17 protein-coding genes are annotated in these 18293 nt (G+C 68.6%); 9 read left to right on the forward strand and 8 right to left on the reverse strand.

Annotation, left to right across the window (positions count from 1 at the left end; genetic code table 11):
- Positions 1-63 precede the first annotated feature (63 nt).
- Positions 64-3171, reverse strand: a complete 3108-nt coding sequence (locus tag ACFFU4_RS00445; protein WP_377065918.1) for a valine--tRNA ligase — start codon at positions 3169-3171, stop codon at positions 64-66.
- 137 nt (positions 3172-3308) lie between these two features.
- Positions 3309-3743: an Lrp/AsnC family transcriptional regulator gene (locus ACFFU4_RS00450; RefSeq protein WP_377065921.1), complete on the reverse strand. Its 435-nt coding sequence runs from the start codon at positions 3741-3743 to the stop codon at positions 3309-3311.
- Positions 3744-3851: 108 nt separating this feature from the next.
- Between ACFFU4_RS00450 and ACFFU4_RS00455 the strand changes: the two genes are divergently transcribed.
- Positions 3852-4982, forward strand: a complete 1131-nt coding sequence (locus ACFFU4_RS00455) for a type III PLP-dependent enzyme (protein WP_377065923.1) — start codon at positions 3852-3854, stop codon at positions 4980-4982.
- A 108-nt stretch (positions 4983-5090) separates the two neighbouring features.
- On the forward strand, positions 5091-6179 hold the full coding sequence (locus tag ACFFU4_RS00460; RefSeq protein WP_377065925.1) for a T6SS phospholipase effector Tle1-like catalytic domain-containing protein: 1089 nt from the start codon (positions 5091-5093) through the stop codon (positions 6177-6179).
- Between the two features lie 51 nt (positions 6180-6230).
- Here the strand turns inward: ACFFU4_RS00460 and ACFFU4_RS00465 are convergent, their stop codons facing one another.
- On the reverse strand, positions 6231-6425 hold the full coding sequence (locus ACFFU4_RS00465) for a hypothetical protein (RefSeq protein WP_377065927.1): 195 nt from the start codon (positions 6423-6425) through the stop codon (positions 6231-6233).
- Positions 6426-6606: 181 nt separating this feature from the next.
- On the opposite strand from ACFFU4_RS00465, the gene ACFFU4_RS00470 reads away from it, so the two are divergent.
- Genes ACFFU4_RS00470 through ACFFU4_RS00485 form a run of 4 tightly spaced genes read left to right on the forward strand, consistent with a single transcriptional unit; the run spans position 6607 to position 10440 of the window.
- Positions 6607-7470: an FAD binding domain-containing protein gene (locus ACFFU4_RS00470; protein ID WP_377065929.1), complete on the forward strand. Its 864-nt coding sequence runs from the start codon at positions 6607-6609 to the stop codon at positions 7468-7470.
- The gene (locus ACFFU4_RS00475) at positions 7467-7946 is read left to right on the forward strand and encodes a (2Fe-2S)-binding protein (protein WP_350136469.1); all 480 of its coding nucleotides are present in this window, start codon (positions 7467-7469) and stop codon (positions 7944-7946) included. The genes ACFFU4_RS00470 and ACFFU4_RS00475 overlap by 4 nt, the downstream gene beginning before the upstream one ends.
- Positions 7946-10195, forward strand: coding sequence for a xanthine dehydrogenase family protein molybdopterin-binding subunit (locus ACFFU4_RS00480; RefSeq protein ID WP_377065932.1), 2250 nt, complete (start codon positions 7946-7948; stop codon positions 10193-10195). Before ACFFU4_RS00475 ends, ACFFU4_RS00480 begins: the two co-directional genes overlap by 1 nt.
- On the forward strand, positions 10195-10440 hold the full coding sequence (locus ACFFU4_RS00485; protein ID WP_377065934.1) for a MoaD/ThiS family protein: 246 nt from the start codon (positions 10195-10197) through the stop codon (positions 10438-10440). Before ACFFU4_RS00480 ends, ACFFU4_RS00485 begins: the two co-directional genes overlap by 1 nt.
- 190 nt (positions 10441-10630) lie before the next feature.
- On the opposite strand, the gene ACFFU4_RS00490 is transcribed toward ACFFU4_RS00485, so the two are convergent.
- From ACFFU4_RS00490 to ACFFU4_RS00505, 4 genes are all read right to left on the reverse strand, one after another.
- The gene (locus ACFFU4_RS00490; RefSeq protein ID WP_377065936.1) at positions 10631-11524 is read right to left on the reverse strand and encodes a fructose bisphosphate aldolase; all 894 of its coding nucleotides are present in this window, start codon (positions 11522-11524) and stop codon (positions 10631-10633) included.
- A gap of 462 nt (positions 11525-11986) precedes the next feature.
- Positions 11987-13135 (reverse strand): alpha-D-ribose 1-methylphosphonate 5-triphosphate diphosphatase, encoded by a 1149-nt coding sequence (locus ACFFU4_RS00495; protein WP_377065938.1) that lies wholly within the window; start codon positions 13133-13135, stop codon positions 11987-11989.
- Positions 13132-13863, reverse strand: a complete 732-nt coding sequence (locus ACFFU4_RS00500) for an alpha/beta hydrolase (protein WP_377065940.1) — start codon at positions 13861-13863, stop codon at positions 13132-13134. Before ACFFU4_RS00500 ends, ACFFU4_RS00495 begins: the two co-directional genes overlap by 4 nt.
- 449 nt (positions 13864-14312) lie before the next feature.
- Positions 14313-14741: a MarR family transcriptional regulator gene (locus tag ACFFU4_RS00505; protein ID WP_377065942.1), complete on the reverse strand. Its 429-nt coding sequence runs from the start codon at positions 14739-14741 to the stop codon at positions 14313-14315.
- A gap of 92 nt (positions 14742-14833) precedes the next feature.
- On the opposite strand from ACFFU4_RS00505, the gene ACFFU4_RS00510 reads away from it, so the two are divergent.
- On the forward strand, positions 14834-15229 hold the full coding sequence (locus tag ACFFU4_RS00510) for a hypothetical protein (protein ID WP_377065944.1): 396 nt from the start codon (positions 14834-14836) through the stop codon (positions 15227-15229).
- Between the two features lie 37 nt (positions 15230-15266).
- On the opposite strand, the gene ACFFU4_RS00515 is transcribed toward ACFFU4_RS00510, so the two are convergent.
- A complete protein-coding gene (locus tag ACFFU4_RS00515) occupies positions 15267-17114 on the reverse strand; it encodes an ABC-F family ATP-binding cassette domain-containing protein (protein WP_377065946.1) in 1848 nt (615 codons plus the stop codon).
- Between the two features lie 131 nt (positions 17115-17245).
- Here ACFFU4_RS00515 and ndk point away from each other — a divergent pair, with 131 nt between their 5' ends.
- The gene (ndk, locus tag ACFFU4_RS00520; protein ID WP_377065948.1) at positions 17246-17668 is read left to right on the forward strand and encodes a nucleoside-diphosphate kinase; all 423 of its coding nucleotides are present in this window, start codon (positions 17246-17248) and stop codon (positions 17666-17668) included.
- 72 nt (positions 17669-17740) lie between these two features.
- On the forward strand, positions 17741-18280 hold the full coding sequence (locus tag ACFFU4_RS00525; RefSeq protein WP_377065950.1) for a GNAT family N-acetyltransferase: 540 nt from the start codon (positions 17741-17743) through the stop codon (positions 18278-18280).
- Positions 18281-18293: the final 13 nt, after the last annotated feature.

Genomic DNA, 18293 nt, shown 5'->3' on the forward strand with positions numbered 1-18293 from the left:
TGGCAAGATGAAGCCGTATAAACCCTTCATCTTGCCTTAAATATCCCCGCCGGAGGCATCCCGTCAGCCAAGCTCGGCGAGCCGGTCGAGGGCGGCGCGCAGCTTCGCCTCTTCGTCCTCGCGCAGGGCGAGGTTCTCGCGGGTCTCCGCCACCACCGCCTCGGGCGCGCTTTCGACGAATTTCGGGTTCTTCAGCCGCCCGCGCAGCCCGCCCAGCTCTTTCTCCAGCTTGGCCAGCGTCTTTTCCAGCCGTGCCTTTTCCTCGCCCACGTCGATGATATCCGCCAACGGCAGGCCGAAACTGCCGCCCTCCACCGTCACCGTCACACAGCCCTTGGGGAAGGCGTCCACATCGGTCAGGCTCTCGATCCGCGCCAGCCGCTTGATCATCACCTCGTTGCGCGCCCAGGCCGCACGGCCCGCCTCGCTCAGTTCCGTCACCAGAAGCGGCACATGCAGCCCGGCAGGCACATGCATCTGCGCCCGCGCCGAGCGGATCTGCTCGATCAGCGAAATCACCCAGTTCATCTCGCGGTCGGCGGCACTGTCCACCAGATCCGCGCCATAACCGGGCCAATCTGCGTGGACCAGCATCTTTTGACGCGTGCCCAGCGTGCCCCACAACTCCTCGGTGACAAACGGCATGATCGGATGCAGCAGGATCAGGCATTGGTCGATCACCCAGGCCATGGTGGCCTGCGTCTCGGCCTTGGTGGCGTCGTCGCCATCCATCAGGAGCGGCTTGGAAAACTCCACATACCAGTCGCAGACCGTGCCCCAGACAAAGCTGTAGAGCGTGTTGGCCGCATCGTTGAAACGGAAGTTCTCCAGCGCCTCGTCCACCGCCACCCGCGCCTTGGCGGTCTCGCCGATGATCCACTTGTTGACCGTGGCCTCGGGCGCCGGCACCGCCCCGCCCGAGCCCGTGGCCGCGTTCATCTCGGCAAACCGCGCTGCGTTCCACAGCTTGGTGGTAAAGTTGCGATAGCCCGCGACGCGCTCCTTGCTGAGCTTCAGGTCGCGCCCCATGGCGGCCATCGCCGTGAGGGTAAAGCGCACCGCATCCGCGCCGTATTCGTCGATGAGATCCAGCGGGTCGAGCACGTTGCCAAGCGACTTGGACATCTTCTTGCCGGTCTCGTCGCGCACCAGCGCGTGGACATAGACATGAGAGAACGGCTTTTGTCCCACCACCGCGTATTGCATCATCATCATCCGGGCGACCCAGAAGAAGATGATGTCGAAGCCGGTGATCAGCACCGAGGTGGGGAAATACTTGCGCAATTCCGGCGTGTCCTCGGGCCAGCCCAGCGTCCCGATCGGCCACAGCCCGGACGAAAACCAGGTGTCGAGCACATCCGCGTCTCGCCAGACCGGGTAGATCAGGTGCGTCGGGTCCTGCGAGGCCGTGTAATCGGCCAGCGCAGAGGCCAGTCGATGCAGCGCCTCCTCGCGGCTTGCGACCTCGACCACCGGCATCGCCGCGAGCGGCACCGGCAGCGCCGCCAGCGTGTCGTGCCAGGCGTCGGAGACCGCGTCGAAATCCTCACCGCATCGCATCAGGTGGCCGGTATGCCCCTCGTTCAGACCGCGCAGCATTTCCACGAGGTCGAGCGCGCCATCGCCCTCGTCATCGCGGAAGTCGGGCGAGTTGAGGTCGAACCCGTACCACACCGGGATCTGATGCCCCCACCACAACTGCCGCGAAATGCACCACGGCTCGATATTCTCCAGCCAGTGGAAATAGACCTTGCGATCCGCCTCGGGCAGGATCGTCACCTCGCCCGAGCGCACGGCATCGAGCGCGGGCTGAACGATCCGGGCGGTATCGACGAACCACTGATCGGTCAGCATCGGCTCGATCACCACCTTGGAGCGGTCGCCGAACGGCTGCATGATGGGTTTGGCCTCGACCAGCGGAACCAAGACCACGTCATTCCCATGCGAGGATGACGCGTCAGGGACGGGCACCATCACCGCCAGCCCCTCGGCGGTGATTTCCTCGACCACCTGTTCACGCGCCGCAAACCGGTCCAGCCCGCGCAGGTGATCGGGCACCAGGTTTAACGTGTCCACCTCCTCGATGGTGAACGCCGCACCCTCGGCGATCTGCTGCGCGCGGGCGGCGCATTCGGCATAAGGGGCCCCGTCGTCGCGCATATGCGCGCGCGTATCCATCAGCCGGTACATCGGGATGCCGCCGCGCTGCGCCACGGCATAATCGTTGAAGTCATGCGCGCCGGTGATCTTGACCGCGCCGCTGCCGAAATCCGGGTCGGGATAGTCGTCGGTGATGATCGGAATGAGGCGGCGGTGCTCTTTCGGCCCCACCGGGATCTCGCACAGCTTGCCGACGATGGGGGCATAGCGCTCATCGCTTGGGTGCACCGCCACCGCGCCGTCGCCCAGCATCGTCTCGGGCCGCGTCGTGGCGATCGAGATGTAATCGCGCTCTTCCTCGAACAGCACAGTCCCGTCCTCGTCACGCTCGGTGTAGGTATAGGTCTCGCCCCCCGCCAGCGGGTACTTGAAGTGCCACATATGACCCGGCACCTCGGTATTCTCGACCTCCAGGTCGGAAATCGCGGTCTCGAAATGCGGGTCCCAGTTCACCAGCCGCTTGCCGCGATAGATCAGCCCCTTGTGATACATGTCGACAAAGACCTTGATCACGGCGTCGTGGAAATTGCCGTCCTCGCCCTCGGGTGCGTTGGGCGCGCCCGACATGGTAAAGGCTTCGCGCGACCAGTCGCAGGAGGCCCCCAGCCGCTTCAACTGCCCGATGATCGTGCCGCGCGACTTGATCTTCTGCTGCCAGACGCGGCGCTCAAAGGCGTCGCGGCCCATTTCCAAGCGCGTGGGCTCGCCATTGGCGGCCATTTCCTTTTCGGTGACCATCTGCGTGGCGATGCCCGCATGATCGGTGCCGGGCTGCCACAGCGTGTCGTGCCCGCGCATCCGGTGCCAGCGGGTGAGGATGTCCTGCAACGTGTTGTTGAAGGCGTGGCCCATGTGCAGGCTGCCGGTCACGTTGGGCGGCGGGATCATGATCGAGAACGCCCCGGCCCCCTCCCGCGCGTTGGCCCCGGCGGCAAACGCCGCGGCCTCTTCCCACGCCTGGTACAGCCGCGCCTCGGCCTCGGCCGCGTTGAATGTCTTGTCCATCGCCATGACGTATCATCCCTGCAAGATCACGGGTTTGCCGTGGCTTAACGAATGTGCGCGGGAAGGAAAAGCCAAAGCGCCGCCGAATCTGTGCAGGCGCTGTTTCTTCTTGGCAAAAATACTCCAGGGCCGGTGGCCCGCCGTCATGCGCCCCGGTCGATCTTTGTGGCCAGGTGGATGAGGCTCTCGGAGCCGCGCACGCCGCGCGCCTCGCCGATGCGGTCGAGCGTGTCGTCGAGCGCCGCGGTGCTGTCCGCTTCCAGCGTCACGATCATGTCAAAGCGGCCGGACGTGGTGTGCACGCGGCGCACGCCGGGCAGGGAGCGGAGCCGCGAGAGCACCGCCGGACCGGCGCGCGGCTCGATGCTCAGCAGCACCGTGGCGCGCAGGCCCGGACGCGCGGCGTCGCCGAGGCGCAGGGCGTAGCCCGCGATCGCGCCCGCCGATTCCAGCCGGTCGAGCCGCGCCTGCACGGTGGTCCGCGCGAGCCCCATGCGCCGCGCGAGCGTGGCCACGGGCGCGCGGGCGTTCTCCTGCAAGAGCGCGATCAGCGCGCGGTCCGTGTCGTCAATCTGCATAACAGCAACGTCGTTTCGCCATTCATGATTGCCATATTATACGAAGTGACACGATGAATCGACAAGTCCCTGGGGCAAACTTGGAAAAAAACAGCGAAGAGGCCCCCGATGCAGCACGCCGAACCCTGGCCCGATCCCGTCACCCACCTGGCCCGGCTGGCCCCGGATGCGCCGGTGCTCTATTTCTCGCCGGACCGGTTGCAGGCCACGGCGCGCGCGTTTCAGGCCGGGTTTCCGGGCCTCGTGACCTACGCGGTCAAGGCCAACCCGGGCGAGGAGGTGCTGGCCAATCTGGTGGCGGCGGGCATCGACGCCTTCGACGTGGCGAGCCCCGCCGAAATGCACGCGGTGCGCGCGGTCTCGGGCCGCGCGGTGCTGCATTACCACAACCCGGTGCGCAGCCCCGCCGAGGTGGCAGAGGCCGCGGGGCTGGGCGTGCGCGCGTATTCGGTGGATTGCGCGCGTGAATTCGACAAGCTGTGCGGCGCGGTGCCGGAGGGGTCGGAGATCAGCGTGCGGCTGGCGCTGCCGGTGTCCGGCGCGGCCTATGATTTCGGGGCCAAGTTCGGGCTGGCCCCGGAGCCGGCGGCGGACCTGCTGCGCGCGGTGATGGCGCGCGGTTTCACCCCGTCGCTGACCTTTCACCCCGGCACGCAATGCGCCGACCCGAACGCCTGGGGCAGCTATATCGCCGCCGCCGCCGATGTGGCGCGGGCCGCGGGCGTGCGGCTCATGCGGCTCAATGTCGGTGGCGGTTTCGCCTCGCACCGCACCGGCGCGGTGCCGGACCTGGCGGCGGTGTTCGACCATATCGGCGCGCAGGTGGCGCGGCAGTTCGGCACGCGAGCCCCGACGCTCGTCTGCGAACCGGGCCGCGCCATGGTGGCCGAGGCGTTCAGCATGGCGGTGCGCGTCAAGTCGGTCCGCGCGGACGGCGCGGTGTTCCTCAACGACGGCGTCTATGGCGGCCTGACCGAGATCCGCGACATCGGCGCGCCCGACCGCATCCGGGTGATCGCGCCCGATGGCCGCGACCGGCGCGGCGCGGCGATCGGGCGGGTGGTGTTCGGCCCCACCTGCGACAGCATCGACCGGCTGCCCGACCCGCTGCCGCTGCCCGGCGACATCGAAGAGGGCGATCACCTGCTGATCGACGGGATGGGGGCCTATACCCGCAGCCTGAGCACGCCGTTCAACGGCTACGGGCTGCGCGACGTGGTGACGGTGGCGCGGCTGTGATGGCGCGATCACGATCAATTTGACGGTATTTCAGGATTTTTTCACTGTGCTTCGCCTATATTGAAGGCGTGCGGGGCATGACCCCGCGACTTGGCGAACGGGTGAGCGATGGTCTGGCGCGACTGGACACGGGCGATCTATGACTGGCTGCGCCCCGGCCCGACCGAGGAGCATACCGCTGCCGGGCCGCGGCGCGGGCCGGTCGATCATGTGCTGATTCTCGACGGCACCATGTCGACGCTGGCCACCGGCTGCGAGACCAACGCCGGCCTGACCTACAAGCTGCTGCGCGAGGTGGCGGGGCCGGACCTGTCGCTGTTCTACGAAGCGGGGATTCAGTGGCGCGACTGGCGCGCCACCGGCGACATCATCCTCGGGCGCGGCATCAACCGGCAGATCCGCCGCGCCTATGGCTACCTGTCCAGCCGCCACCGCCCCGGCGACCGGATATTCCTGATCGGGTATTCGCGCGGCGCCTACGCGGTGCGCTCGCTCGCGGGGGTGATCGACATGATCGGCCTGTTGCGCTCGGAGATGGCGACCGAACGCAACGTGCGCGCCGCGTGGCGGCACTACGAATGCGCCCCCGGCAACGATGCCGCGCGCGATTTTTCGCGCGTCCATTGCCATGCCGACACCCATGTCGAGATGATCGGCGTGTGGGACACCGTAAAGGCGCTGGGCCTGCGCGTGCCGCTTCTGCGGTATTTCCGCGCCGACCGGCACGGCTTTCACAGCCATCACCTCGGGCATACCACCCGGCACGGCTACCACGCGCTGGCGCTCGATGAGACGCGGCGCGCCTACACGCCGGTGCTCTGGGAATGCCCGCCCGGCTTTGACGGCCATGTCGAGCAGGTCTGGTTCCGCGGCTGCCATTCGGATGTCGGCGGGCAGCTTTGCGGCTTTCACGCGGCGCGGCCGCTGTCGAACATCCCGCTGGTGTGGATGCTGGAGCGGATGGAGGGCTGTGGCCTGGCGCTGCCCGAGGGCTGGCGCGCGCGCTTCCCGCAGGATGTGGATGCACCCTCGCTGGGCACATGGGCGGGGTGGAGCAAGGTGCTGCTGCTGCGCGCGCCGCGCACCGTCGGGCGCGACATGTCCGAGCGCATCCACGAGAGCGTGCGTGGCCGCCTGCGCACCGGCTGGCGCGGGCCGCGCCTGACGGGGCTGCTCAAGGAACAGGACGGCGTGTGAACGCGACGGCGTCTGCGCCGGCCCGCGCCGGTCCCGCCGGTCCCGCCGGCCTCAGCCATGCCGCGCCGCGCGGCCCAACAGGCTGTGGCCGTTCAGACGGGCGAGCGGGGCGGTCGCCTCGACGGTCGCCGGTGGCCGTGCGGCGAGGCGGGCGGCAACGGCGCGGGCGTACTCCTGCTGGCGCAACAACTCGAACAGGCGGGCATGGCGCGGCGGCGTGACAGAGCGGTCGGTCGGATGTGGCATGGGCGCTCCCGGGGACTGTCTCTCACCTCTGGTAACGTCGAAAAGTGATTTTTTCGTTGCCGTTTGCAGGCCGGATCGTGGCACGAACCGGTTTGCACATGGGGTCCGTTTGCGGGATAGTCGCGGTCGGACGGGTCCGCACGGATCGCCCGTGCGGACGGCAGAGCGAAAGGATCAAGCCATGCGATACGAGGCGCCTTTGAGCGTGGAGGACGCGGTCGCCACCCTTGCGGGTCAGGCGGGCGCGCATGTTCTGGCGGGCGGCACCGACCTGCTGGTAAAGCTGCGCTCGGAGATGATCGAGCCCGGTATGATCGTCGATATCAAGCGCATCGACGGGATGAAGGACATTCGCACAGAAGACGGCGGCTGGCGCATCGGGGCGGCGGTCTCGGGTGCCGAGATGTCCGAGCATGCGGGGCTTGTCGCCGACTGGCCCGGCGTGGTCGAGGCGGCGGGGCTGATCGGCTCGACGCAGGTGCAGGGCCGCGCCACGCTGGCGGGCAACCTGTGCAACGCCTCGCCCGCCGCCGATTCGGTGCCCGCCATGGTCGCCGCCGGGGCGGTGGCGCGGATCGTCGGGCCGCAGGGCACACGCGATCTGGCCGTCATCGACGTGCCGCAGGGGCCGGGCAAGACGGCGCTGGAACCGGGCGAATTCATTGCCTCGATCCTGCTGCCCGCGCGCGGGCAGCGCTCGGGCGACGCCTACCTGCGCTTCATCCCGCGCACCGAAATGGATATCGCGGTGGTCGGCTGCGGCATCTCGCTGAGCCTCGACGAGGAGGATCGTGTGAGCGCGGCGCGGGTGTCGCTCGGCGCGGTCGGCCCCAAGGTGATGCTGGTCGGGGACGCGGCGCAGGCGATCACGCGCCGCGTGCTCGACGAGGCGGCACTCAGCGATCTGGCGGCGGCCTGTTCCGCGGCGGCCACACCCATAGACGACAAGCGCGGCACGGTCGATTTCCGCAAGCATGTGGCGGGCGTCCTGGCCCGCCGCGCGGCGGTGATCGCGGCGGCGCGCGCGAAAGGAGAGACAGCATGAGCCAGCTACACGTAACCACCCGGATCAACGGCGACGACACCGAATTCCTGTGCGAGGCCGAGGACACGCTGCTCGACGTGCTGCGCGACCGGCTGGGCCTCACCGGCACCAAGGAAGGCTGCGGCACCGGCGATTGCGGGGCCTGTTCGGTGGCCGTCGATGGCCGTCTGGTCTGCTCCTGCCTGATGCTGGGGGCCGAGGCCGAGGGCCGCGACATCGCCACCATCGAGGGCATGGCCACCGGCGATCAACTGCACCCGTTGCAACAGAAATTCATCGAGATGGCGGCCCTGCAATGCGGCATCTGCACGCCGGGCATCCTCGTCGCGGCGCAGTCGCTGCTGGAGCGCAACCCCGACCCGAGCGAGGAGGAGGTGCGCTACTGGCTGGCGGGCAATCTGTGCCGCTGTACCGGCTATGACAAGATCATCCGCGCCGTGATGGAAACGGCGGCGGACATGCGGAGGGCATCGTAATGGCATTGGATGACACCAGGAAACCCCGCGAATTCAAGGTCGTGGGCACCCGCCCCGACCGCCCCGACGGGATCGACAAGGTGACCGGGCGCGCGCGCTTCGGTGCCGACATGGTTCTGCCGGGCATGCTGACCGGGCGCATCCTGCGCAGCCCCCACGCCCATGCGCGCATCGTCAGGATCGACACGTCCAGGGCCGAGGCGCTTTCGGGCGTCAAGGCGGTGGTGACGCGCGCCGATTTCGGCGACGTGCCCGAGGACGTGGCCGATGTGCTGGACAATTGCATGGCGGGCGACAAGGCGATGTACGATGGCCACGCGGTGGCCGCCGTCGCGGCCAGCAGCCCGGCGGTGGCGCGCAAGGCGCTCAAGCTCATCGAGGTCGAATACGAGGTGCTGCCGCATGTGACGGACGTGGACGCGGCGACCCGTCCCGACGCGCCGGTGCTGCACGAGGGCCGCCAACAGGAAACCGTGCCTGCGGGCATGTCGGCCAATGTCATCGCGCGCTCGGAATTCGGGCATGGCGATATCGAGGCGGGGCTGAAACAGGCCGACCGCGTGGTCGAGCGCACCTATCGCACCGCGGCCACCCATCAGGGCTATATCGAGCCGCATGCCTGTCTCGCCACGATGGGCTCGGATGGCCGCGCCGATCTGTGGGTCTGCACCCAGGGGCATTACATGGTGCGCAACACCTGCGCCGCCATTCTGGGCATGGAGCAGGGGCAGTTGCGCGTCACCGCCTCCGAGATCGGCGGCGGCTTTGGCGGCAAGACGGTGGTGTTCCTTGAGCCGGTCGCACTGATGCTGGCCGGGAAGGCGGGCCGCCCGGTCAAGATGGTGATGAGCCGCTCCGAGGTGCTGCGCGCCACCGGGCCGACCTCCTCGACCTCCATCGACGTCAGGATCGGCATGACCAAGGACGGCAAGATCACCGCCGGTTTCGCCGAATTGCGCTATCAGGGCGGGGCCTATCCGGGCTCTCCGGTGGACATGGGCGCGATGTCGGGCTTTGCGCCCTATGATCTGGAAAACGTCAAGACCGTGGGCTGGGACGTGGTCACCAACCGGCCCAAGGCCGCCGCCTACCGCGCCCCCGGCGCGCCGATGGCCGCCTACGCCATCGAGAGCGCGATTGACGAGGCGGCCAGGGGTTTCGGCCTCGATCCGCTGGAAGTGCGGCTGATGAACGGGGCGGATGAGGGGACCAGGGCGTCCTACGGCCCGACCTATCCCGCCATCGGCCTCAAGGCGACGCTGGAGGCGGCGAAATCGCATCCGCACTGGTCCGCCCCTCTGGGCAAAAATCAGGGCAGGGGCGTCGCCTGCGGCTTCTGGTTCAACTTCGGCGGCGATACCTGCGTGTCGCTCAACATCACGCCCGACGGCACGGTGACCGTGTCGGAAGGCAACCCCGATATCGGCGGCTCGCGCGCGTCGATGACGATGATGGCGGCCGAGGAATTGGGCATCCCCTACGATCAGGTCCGCACGATCATCGCCGATACCGGATCATTGGGGCAGAACGAGGTGACGGACGGCTCCCGCGTGACCTTTGCCGTGGGGCTGGCCACGATCAAGGCCGCCGAAGCCGCGAAAAAGGAGATGTGCCGCCGCGCGGCGATGGTCTGGGGCATCGACGAAGAGGCCGTGGAATGGGAAGACGGTGCCGCGCGCCCCGCCGGGCCCAATGCCGGGAAATTCCCGCCCATGACGCTCAAGGAGATCGCCGCCATCGCCTCGAATACCGGCGGGCCGATTGCCGGGCATCACGAGGTGAATGCCGAAGGCGCGGGGGTGAGTTTCGCCACCCATATGGTGGATGTGGAGCTTGACCGCGACACCGGATCGACGAAGATCCTGCGCTACACGGTGTTTCAGGACGCCGGCAAGGCGGTGCATCCCTCCTACGTCGAGGGGCAGTTTCAGGGCGGGGCCGTGCAGGGCATCGGCTGGGCGCTGAACGAGGAGTACATCTACGGCGAGGATGGCATCCTGCAAAACGCCGGCTTCCTCGACTACCGCATTCCCGTGGCCTCGGACCTGCCGATGATCGACACGGTGATCTTGGAGATCCCCAATCCCGGCCACCCCTACGGCGTGCGCGGGGTGGGCGAGACCTCGATCGTGCCGCCCCTCGCGGCCATCGCCAATGCGGTGTCGGCGGCGGCGGGCGTGCGGATGACGCAACTGCCGATGTCGCCGCCGCGCGTGCTTGCGGCAGTTCAGGCCAAAGCGGAGGGCTGATGGTCGAGGTGCTGCTCTGGGGCTCGCTCGCCGATCAGGCGGAGGGCGCGCGCAAGGTCGAGGTCGAGGCCCGGACCTTGCGCGAATTGCTCGACGGGCTGGGGGAGAAATTCCCCGGCCTGCGCCCCGAGCTGGAACGCGGCGTATCGGTCTCCATCGACGGGCGCATCTATAACGATAGCTGGTTCCAGCCCATCGCGCCCGACAGCGAGGTGGTGCTTCTCAAGCGGCTCAAGGGCGGCTGAGGGGCGCGCCACTGGCGGCAGACAGGAAAGTTCAAAACTTTCCTGAACGGAATTTTTTGAAAATTCCGGCTACGCGGACCTTCCCTCGTGCGCGGCTAGAGCATGTTGCTCGGGAACGGGACCCGGTTTTGAGCTCCTCGAACATGCGAAATCAAACAGCCAGAGTATCCGTCTTGATCAAGCGGATACTCTAGCCCGCCATCGAAGCGCTTCGGATGCTGTCGATGGAGGCCGCGAGCGTGGCGTTGAACGCGTCGTCGGACTGGTCCGCCGAGAGCCCCTCGGTCAGCGCGCGGCTGAAACTGGCGATCATGCCGCTGTTCCGCGCCAGCCGCGCGTTGGCCTCGTCGCGGCTGTAGCCGCCCGACAGCGCCACCACCCGCAGCACGCGCGGGTGCGAGACGAGGCCGGCGTAGAGATTGGCGGTCTCGGGCAGGGTGAGCTTGAGCATCACCTCGGCCTCCTCGGGCAGCGCGTCGAGCCGGGCGGTGAGCGCGGTGTTCAGCATCGTCTCGGCCTCGGCCTTGTCGGGGATCGAGATGGTCACCTCCGGCTCGATGATCGGCACGAGGCCGTGGCCGAGGATCTGCCGCGCCACCGCGAATTGCTGATCCGCGACGGCGGCGATCCCGGCGGCGTCGGCGGCGTCGATCACCGAGCGCATCTTGGTGCCGAAGATGCCCGCCGCCACGCCGCGGTCGAGCAGCGCGTCGAGACCGGGCATCGGCTTCATCAGCCGCACGCCGTTTTCCGGCTCCGCCAGCCCCTTGTCGACCTTGAGGAACGGCACGACGCCGCGTTCCTCCCACAGGTACCGCGCCGAGGGTTTCCCGCCGATCTCGCGGTCCATGGTCATCTCAAAGAGGATCGCGCCCAGCACCTTGTCGCCGGCAAAGGCCGGGGCCTGCGCGATGCGCGCGCGCATGGCGTGGACGAGGTCGAACATCTCGGCCTCGGTCGCGTAGCGGTCCTCGGGGATGCCGTAGAGGCGCAGCGCCTTCGGCGTCGAGCCTCCGGACTGGTCGAGCGCGGCGATGAATCCCTCGCCCATGGCGATCTGCTCTCTCTGCGCGGCCTGCGACATGGTGGCGACTCCCTCGATCCTCGTGATTTGCCGCCGTCTTAGGCGAGGGGCGCGCGGCCTGCAATCTTGGTGGCGCTAACAGGCGGGGTTTGCCGGTGCGGATCGGGCGCGGCGGCCTTCGGCCTCGATTCCGCGCCGGGACCAGGGAGGCGAATGGCCGCAACAGGCCAATCGCAACCCTCACGATGCAGTCGCGCATATCTCCACGCACGTCGCCGCGACCTCTCGAAACGGCGGCCTGAAACTGCCGAATTCGACCGCTCCATAGACGGCCCGACCCCGAAAACCCATGCTGCGGTGGAGGCACCTCGCCTGCCCGTCGGGTTCGCGGTCACGTCCGGACACTCCGGCCACCGCCACCGCCATAAATGGCATGGCGCGCGCCGGCTCTTTCTTCGCACAAGAGCCGGGTTCAGCATAAGACAAGCGTGTCGCGTGACTGCGCCTGAACGCCGGCGCGCTCTAGCCAAGGAACCGCGCCGCCGCCTCGCCCGCGAGATAGCTCACCCGCCCGCCGCTGATCGTGGCCGCGACGCGGCGGGTGGCGGGCTCGATCACCGTCAGATCGGCGCGCAGGCCGGGGCGCAACGCGCCGCGATCCTCCAGCCCCAGCATCCGCGCGGGCCCGCGCGACACAAGGCGCCACGCCGCCGCGAGGTCGCACAGACCGGCATCGACGAGGGCAAAGGCCGCGCGGGCCAGCGACGGCGGGTGGTAGTCCGAGGCAAGCGCGGTGACCAGACCGGCGGCCACCATCTCGCGCGCGCCCGCGTTGCCCTTGTGCGAGCCGCCGCGCACCAGGTTGGGCGCGCCCATCACCACCGCACAGCCCATTTCGCGGGCCGCCTCGGCCGCGGCCACGCTCTCGGGGAACTCGGAGATATGCGCGCCGCGGGCATGGGCGGCGCGGCGCTCCGCCGCGGTGCTGTCGTCGTGGCTGCCGAGGCGCACGCCCTGCGCGATGAGCCGCGCGGCGAGAGCGTCGAGCGCGGCGGGCACGCCGGCGGCGTTGCCGTGCAGGTGCCGGAGCAGGGCAAGATGCGCCTCGGGGCTGCGCCCGGCCTTGAGCGCCTGACCGGTCAGGCGCGGCGGGCGCTTGCCCGCGGCCAATGCGGCGTGGGGGACGTGATCGTTGAACACGACATAGCCGATGCGGTGACGCGCGACCATCTCCTCAAGCGCGGGGTAGGCGTCGAGGAACATGGTCTCCAGCCGGAGCTGCACGCGCAGGTCGGTGGCGAGGGTGTCGCGCGCCCGATCCAGCGCGGCGAGCATCCGGGCGGCGAATTCGGGCCCGCGCATCCCGCCCTCCCAACTGACGAACTGCGCCAGCATGGCGGTGGTGATGCCGCTCGCCGCCAGCTCCGCCTCGGCGGCGGGCAGGCCGAGGGCCGGTTCGGTCAGCGCGCCGCGCCGCGGCGCGAGGTGGTGCTCGAACCCGTCGCCATGGGCGTCCACCATCCCCGGCAGCACGAGAAACCCCGCGAGGTCCACCCGGCGCGGCGCGGGCGTGTCGGCGATCCGCCCGTCGCGGATCGTGAGCGGGCCGGGACCGGGGCCGCCGGGCCAGAGGAAGTCTGCCCCGGTGAGCGTGATCTCCAGCCCGCTCATTCGCCGCGCCCGAAGATGACGTCCGGCAGCGTCAGGTCGTGATCGAACCGGCCATGGATCAGGAACTCCGCCACCTGCGCGATCACCAGCGGATTGTTCATCATGAACGTGTGGGTGACCGGTAGGGTGATGTGATCGGCCATGCCCGCCACGCGGGTCGAGGCGACCGAGACCTTGCCATCGTCCGCCCCCTCGATCAGCGACGAGAAATACGGGTTGAGCGAACGGTTTCCGGCGATCACGCCGAGCGTGAAATCCACCGGCGGCAGGGTCTCGGGCAGGCCCTCGGGGCCGGTTTCGAGCTGCATCCCCGCCGGGCCGTTGAGCCATTCGAAAAGCTCCAGCCCGCCCAGCTCGTCCACCAGCTCGCTGCCGTGGTTGGGCGGGGCGAGCATGACCACACGGCCCAGGTTGCCGGGGCGGGTTCCGGCCAGCCAGTAGCGCAGCAGGATGCCGCCCATGGAATGGGTCACCACATGGGTGGTCGTCTCGCCGCAGACCCGGAAGGCAAAGGGCAGGATATCCCCGGCCAGCCGGGCGATGCGATCCTCGGTGGAGGGATAGTCGGGGCGATAGACGTCAAAGCCCCGGCGCTCCAGAACCTCCTCCATCACCAGAAAGGAGGCGTCGCTGCGCGCCAGCCCGTGCAGCAGCACCACGCAATCGGCCCGCGCCGGGGCGGCGGCGAGCCCGAGGGACATGGCGAGGAGGAGGGCGCGCAGGATCATGCCGCCGGAATAGGGGGAAAGCGGACAAGAGGAAAGAGCGCACGGACCCCGGCACCGGGAGCCCGGAGCGTGACGGCGGCGGGGCCGGGCGTGGCCATCGAGGCGGCGCGGGGGGGGGGGGATGGCCTATACCTGCCATTCGCCACCCACCCCGCGCGGAATCAAGGCGGGCTTGCCCGCCGCCGCGCGAGCGGTCATGCCGAAGGCATGCCTCCGGCATGACCCGCCCCGTCGCACCGGAGGTGCGCCGGTATAAGCGGCACGCCTTTGGCGTGACGGGCGGGCGCTTTTCTACGTCTCAAGTTATTGATAACGCAGGAGTATATGGCACCATAAAGCGCGCCGTTTCATCGTTGGAGCGCCCACCCGCGGTCGGACCCTCGCGCGGCTCCTCACCCGGCGCGCTGAATGTCCCCTCCAGGCCAAATCCCGCCCCCCGGGCACCGGTCTCAGCCATCCCCCTCCGTCAGCGCCGTCGCCATGATCGCCGCCGCCCGCGCCAGCGTTTCGGCCTCCTCCCCGAGCGCCCGGTCCCACCCCGCCAGGATCTCGCGGCAGAGCGCCATCAGCCGCACGCCGGTCCCGGTAAACGTCACAATGCTCTGGTTGCGCCGGGCCGGATCGGGGGTCAGCGCGAGATACCCCAACTCCGCCAGCGCCGCCGCCTGCCGGTGCGCCGCCTGCCGGCTCACCCCGGTGCGGCGGGCAACCTCCGAGGTGGTCGTCTCGCCGCAGATCAGCGCCGCCAGAAAGCCGAGCTGCGCGGGGCTGAGCGCGATGCCGTGTGCGCGGGCCAGCACCTCCGACAGCCGCCGCGTCACCCGGTCCTGATAGCCGCGCGCGGCGTGGTAGAGGGACAGGGTCAAGCTGTCCGCCATGTCCGTCGTCACCTTTCCGCTCGTCAACTTTGTTGACATTCGCTGGCGCTCCGATATCTTGTCAATCATGTTGACAATGATGGAGGTCCGCCATGACACTTGCAACCGTCTTGCGCCTCAACGCAGCGTCGTGCCTCGGATTCGGGATGCTCTTCCTGGCGATGCCGGGGGTGGTGGCGGCGGCGCTCGGCACGCCGCCCGCCTGGCTCATCGCCGTGCTCGGGGCGGGGCTCATCGGTAACGCCGCGCTCCTATGGCTGAGTGTGCGCGGCGGGCGCGTGCCGCGGCGCGCGGAGGTGCTGTTCTTCAGCATTGGGGACGCGATCTGGGTGGCGGCGACACTCGCGCTGATCCTCTCCGGTGTCTGGATCGTCACGCCCGGCGGCCGGGTGGCGGCGCTCGCCGTGGCGGTCATGGTCGGTGCCCTGGGATTCGCCCAAAGGCGGCGGTTGCCGAATCCTGACGGCACCGCGCGCAGCTCGCTCTGAACCGTGCGGTTCGCACCTTGAACCGTGCGGATCGCGCTCAGCCTTCGGCCTTTTCAAGCCGCGACAGGGCGGTCTCCCACAGGCTCTCGGCGCGGGCGATTCCGGCCTCGATCTCGGCGTATTTGCGCTGCCATGTGGCCAGCGTGCCGGGGTCCTCGTAGATGTCGGGATCGGCAAGCTTGACGGCCACCTTGCCCTCCATTTCCATCAGCTTCTCGACCCGCGCCTCGCAGGCGCGCACCTCCTGCCGCAGCCGGAGGACCGTGTCGCGGGACGGCTTTTCTTTTTTCTTTGCAGGCTTTTGCGCGGCTTTCCTCATGTTGTCCTGAGGGGCAAGAAGCATCAACCGATAACTGTCGAGATCACCCTCGTAGGGTGTCACCGTGCCGTCCCCCACCAGCCACAACCGGTCCGCCACGAGGCTCAGCAGGTGCATGTCGTGGCTCACCAGGATGATCGCGCCGGTATAGGCGGTCAGCGCCTCGACCAGCGCCTCGCGGCTCTCGATATCGAGGTGGTTGGTCGGCTCGTCGAGGATCAGCATATGCGGCGCATCCACCGTGGCGAGCATCAGCGACAGCCGCGCCTTCTGTCCACCGGACAGGTTTTCCACAATTGTTTCAGCCTGTTGTGGGCCAATGCCAAAGCCCGCCAGCCGCGCGCGCAGCCGCGCGGGGGGCTCGGTGGGGCGCATCCGGCGGATGTGATCGAGGGGGGTTTCGTCGATATGCAGCTCGTCCACCTGGTGCTGTGCGAAATACCCCGCACGCAGCCGTCCGGCCTTGTGGACGCGACCGTCCATAAGATCAAGTTTGCCCGCCAAAAGCTTGGAAAGCGTGGATTTTCCCTCGCCGTTACGACCCAGAAGCGCGATCCGGTCATCCTGGTCGATGCGCAGATCGAGACGGCTCAGCACCGCCTTGCCGTCATAGCCCACAGCCGCCCCTTCCAGCCGCAGGATCGGCGGCGAGAGCGCCTCCGGCTCCGGGAACGTGAACCGCCTCAGCGCCGCTTCCTGCGGGGCCGCGATGGGCTGCATCCGCGCCAGCGCCTTGATCCGCGCCTGCGCCTGCTTCGCCTTGTCGGCCTTGTAGCGGAACCGGTCGACATAGGATTGCAGGTGCGCGCGCCGCGCCTCCTGCTTCTTGGCTTCGGATTGCGCGGCCGCGATGCGCGCGGCGCGGGTCTCGGCAAATCTGTCGTAACCCCCTTGATAAAGCGTGAGTTTCCGGTCTTCTAGGTGCAGGATGGAGCCGACGGCCCGGTTGAGCAGTCCGCGATCGTGGCTGATGATCAGCACGGTATGCGGGTAGCGTGCGAGGTAGTTTTCGAGCCACAGCGCCCCTTCGAGATCGAGGTAGTTGGTGGGCTCGTCGAGCAAGAGCAGGTCGGGCGCGGCAAAGAGCACACCGGCCAGTGCCACCCGCATCCGCCAGCCCCCCGAAAAGGCGCTGCACGGCATCTGCTGTTCGGCATCGTCAAAGCCCAGCCCCTTGAGGATCGCGCTCGCCCGCGCCTCGGCGGACCAGGCGTCGATATCGGCGAGCCGGGTCTGGATTTCCGCGATCCGGGCGCCATCGGTCTCGGCTTCGGATTGTACAAGTAATTCAGTGCGTTCCGTGTCAAAGCTCAACACGGTGTCGAGGAGCGATACATCGCTGCCCGGCACCTCCTGCGCGACGCCGCCGATCCGCGCGCGCGGCGGCAGGGTGATCGCCCCCCCCTCCAGCGCCATCTCGCCCCGGATCAGGCCAAACAGCGTGGTCTTGCCGGTGCCGTTGCGCCCCACGAGCCCGACCTTGTGCCCCTCGGGAATCAGGGCCGAGGCGTTCTCGAACAGCCGGTGACCGGCGATGGCGTAGGTGATGTCGTCGATGCGCAGCATGGCCGCGGGATGCCCGATGCGCGGGGCACAGTCAATCGCGGCTTTTCAAGACCAGAGCGCCATGCTATCGGAGCCGCGATCAAGCCGCGCGGGGTGTGTCCCGGTGGCATCACCCTGAAAAGAGGCTGAAAATGGCTGTGGAACGCACCCTTAGCATCATCAAACCCGACGCCACCCGTCGCAACCTGACCGGCAGGATCAACGCCAAGTTCGAGGAGGCCGGCCTGCGCATCATCGCGCAGAAGCGCATCCAGATGACCCCGGCGCAGGCGGGCACCTTTTATGCCGTGCACAAGGAGCGCCCGTTTTACGGCGAACTGTGCGACTTCATGGCCTCTGCGCCGGTGGTGGTTCAGGTGCTGGAAGGCGAGAGCGCGATCGCGAAAAACCGCGAAGTGATGGGGGCCACCAACCCCGCCGATGCAGCCGCGGGCACGATCCGCGCGGAATTCGCGGAATCGGTCGGCGAGAACTCGGTCCACGGCTCGGACGCGCCCGAGACGGCGGCGGTCGAGATCGCCTATTTCTTCTCGGGGCTCGAACTGGTCGGCTGAACGGCCCGGGTTGACGGACAGCGAGGGCCGCGCCCGGCGATGGGCGCGGCCCTTTGTGCTCCGGGGGGCGTCATGGACATGATTCAGGGACATGCGGGCCGCGAGGCGGCGATCACCGCGCTGTTTCGCGACACCTTCACCGCGTCGGAGGGCGCGGAGGAGGGGCAGGTCGTCGCCGGGCTGGCGCACGATCTGCTGGCGCGCACGCCCGCATCCGATCTCCGTGTGTTCCGTGCCGAGGCGGCGGGCCGCGTGATCGGCGCGGCGATCTTCACCCCGCTGGTCTATCCCGGGCAGGCACCCCGCGTGATGCTGCTGTCGCCGATGGCGGTCGCGGCGGATTGGCAGGGCCGCGGCGTGGGGCAGGGGATGTTGCGCCATGCGCTGGCGGCGCTGCGCGCCGAGGGGGTCGCCGTGGCGCTGACCTACGGCGATCCGGCGTTCTACCGACGGGTGGGATTCGTCCCTGTCAGCGCAGCAGAGGTGCCCCCGCCGCACGTCCTCAGTGCGCCGGAGGGGTGGCTCGGGCAGTCGCTGACCGGGGCCGCGATACCGGGGCTGTCCGGGGTGCCGGTCTGCGCGGCGGCGCTCGACCGGGCGGATGTCTGGTAAGGGGCGGGGCCGG

Origin of the sequence: Roseovarius ramblicola (genome assembly GCF_042430665.1) — a bacterium.
Lineage (GTDB): Bacteria > Pseudomonadota > Alphaproteobacteria > Rhodobacterales > Rhodobacteraceae > Roseovarius > Roseovarius ramblicola.

Excerpts from the sequence above, each read along its gene's own strand:
- ACFFU4_RS00510 (WP_377065944.1), top strand. The coding sequence starts at position 14,834 with ATGACACTTGCAACCGTCTTGCGCCTCAACGCAGCGTCGTGCCTCGGA.
- ACFFU4_RS00525 (WP_377065950.1), top strand. The coding sequence starts at position 17,741 with ATGGACATGATTCAGGGACATGCGGGCCGCGAGGCGGCGATCACCGCG.
- ACFFU4_RS00480 (WP_377065932.1), top strand. The coding sequence starts at position 7,946 with ATGGCATTGGATGACACCAGGAAACCCCGCGAATTCAAGGTCGTGGGC.
- ACFFU4_RS00460 (WP_377065925.1), top strand. The coding sequence starts at position 5,091 with ATGGTCTGGCGCGACTGGACACGGGCGATCTATGACTGGCTGCGCCCC.
- ACFFU4_RS00490 (WP_377065936.1), bottom strand. The coding sequence starts at position 11,524 with ATGTCGCAGGCCGCGCAGAGAGAGCAGATCGCCATGGGCGAGGGATTC.
- ACFFU4_RS00500 (WP_377065940.1), bottom strand. The coding sequence starts at position 13,863 with ATGATCCTGCGCGCCCTCCTCCTCGCCATGTCCCTCGGGCTCGCCGCC.
- ACFFU4_RS00465 (WP_377065927.1), bottom strand. The coding sequence starts at position 6,425 with ATGCCACATCCGACCGACCGCTCTGTCACGCCGCCGCGCCATGCCCGC.
- ACFFU4_RS00470 (WP_377065929.1), top strand. The coding sequence starts at position 6,607 with ATGCGATACGAGGCGCCTTTGAGCGTGGAGGACGCGGTCGCCACCCTT.
- ACFFU4_RS00495 (WP_377065938.1), bottom strand. The coding sequence starts at position 13,135 with ATGAGCGGGCTGGAGATCACGCTCACCGGGGCAGACTTCCTCTGGCCC.
- ACFFU4_RS00475 (WP_350136469.1), top strand. The coding sequence starts at position 7,467 with ATGAGCCAGCTACACGTAACCACCCGGATCAACGGCGACGACACCGAA.
- ACFFU4_RS00515 (WP_377065946.1), bottom strand. The coding sequence starts at position 17,114 with ATGCTGCGCATCGACGACATCACCTACGCCATCGCCGGTCACCGGCTG.
- ACFFU4_RS00455 (WP_377065923.1), top strand. The coding sequence starts at position 3,852 with ATGCAGCACGCCGAACCCTGGCCCGATCCCGTCACCCACCTGGCCCGG.
- ndk (WP_377065948.1), top strand. The coding sequence starts at position 17,246 with ATGGCTGTGGAACGCACCCTTAGCATCATCAAACCCGACGCCACCCGT.
- ACFFU4_RS00505 (WP_377065942.1), bottom strand. The coding sequence starts at position 14,741 with ATGGCGGACAGCTTGACCCTGTCCCTCTACCACGCCGCGCGCGGCTAT.
- ACFFU4_RS00450 (WP_377065921.1), bottom strand. The coding sequence starts at position 3,743 with ATGCAGATTGACGACACGGACCGCGCGCTGATCGCGCTCTTGCAGGAG.
- ACFFU4_RS00445 (WP_377065918.1), bottom strand. The coding sequence starts at position 3,171 with ATGGCGATGGACAAGACATTCAACGCGGCCGAGGCCGAGGCGCGGCTG.
- ACFFU4_RS00485 (WP_377065934.1), top strand. The coding sequence starts at position 10,195 with ATGGTCGAGGTGCTGCTCTGGGGCTCGCTCGCCGATCAGGCGGAGGGC.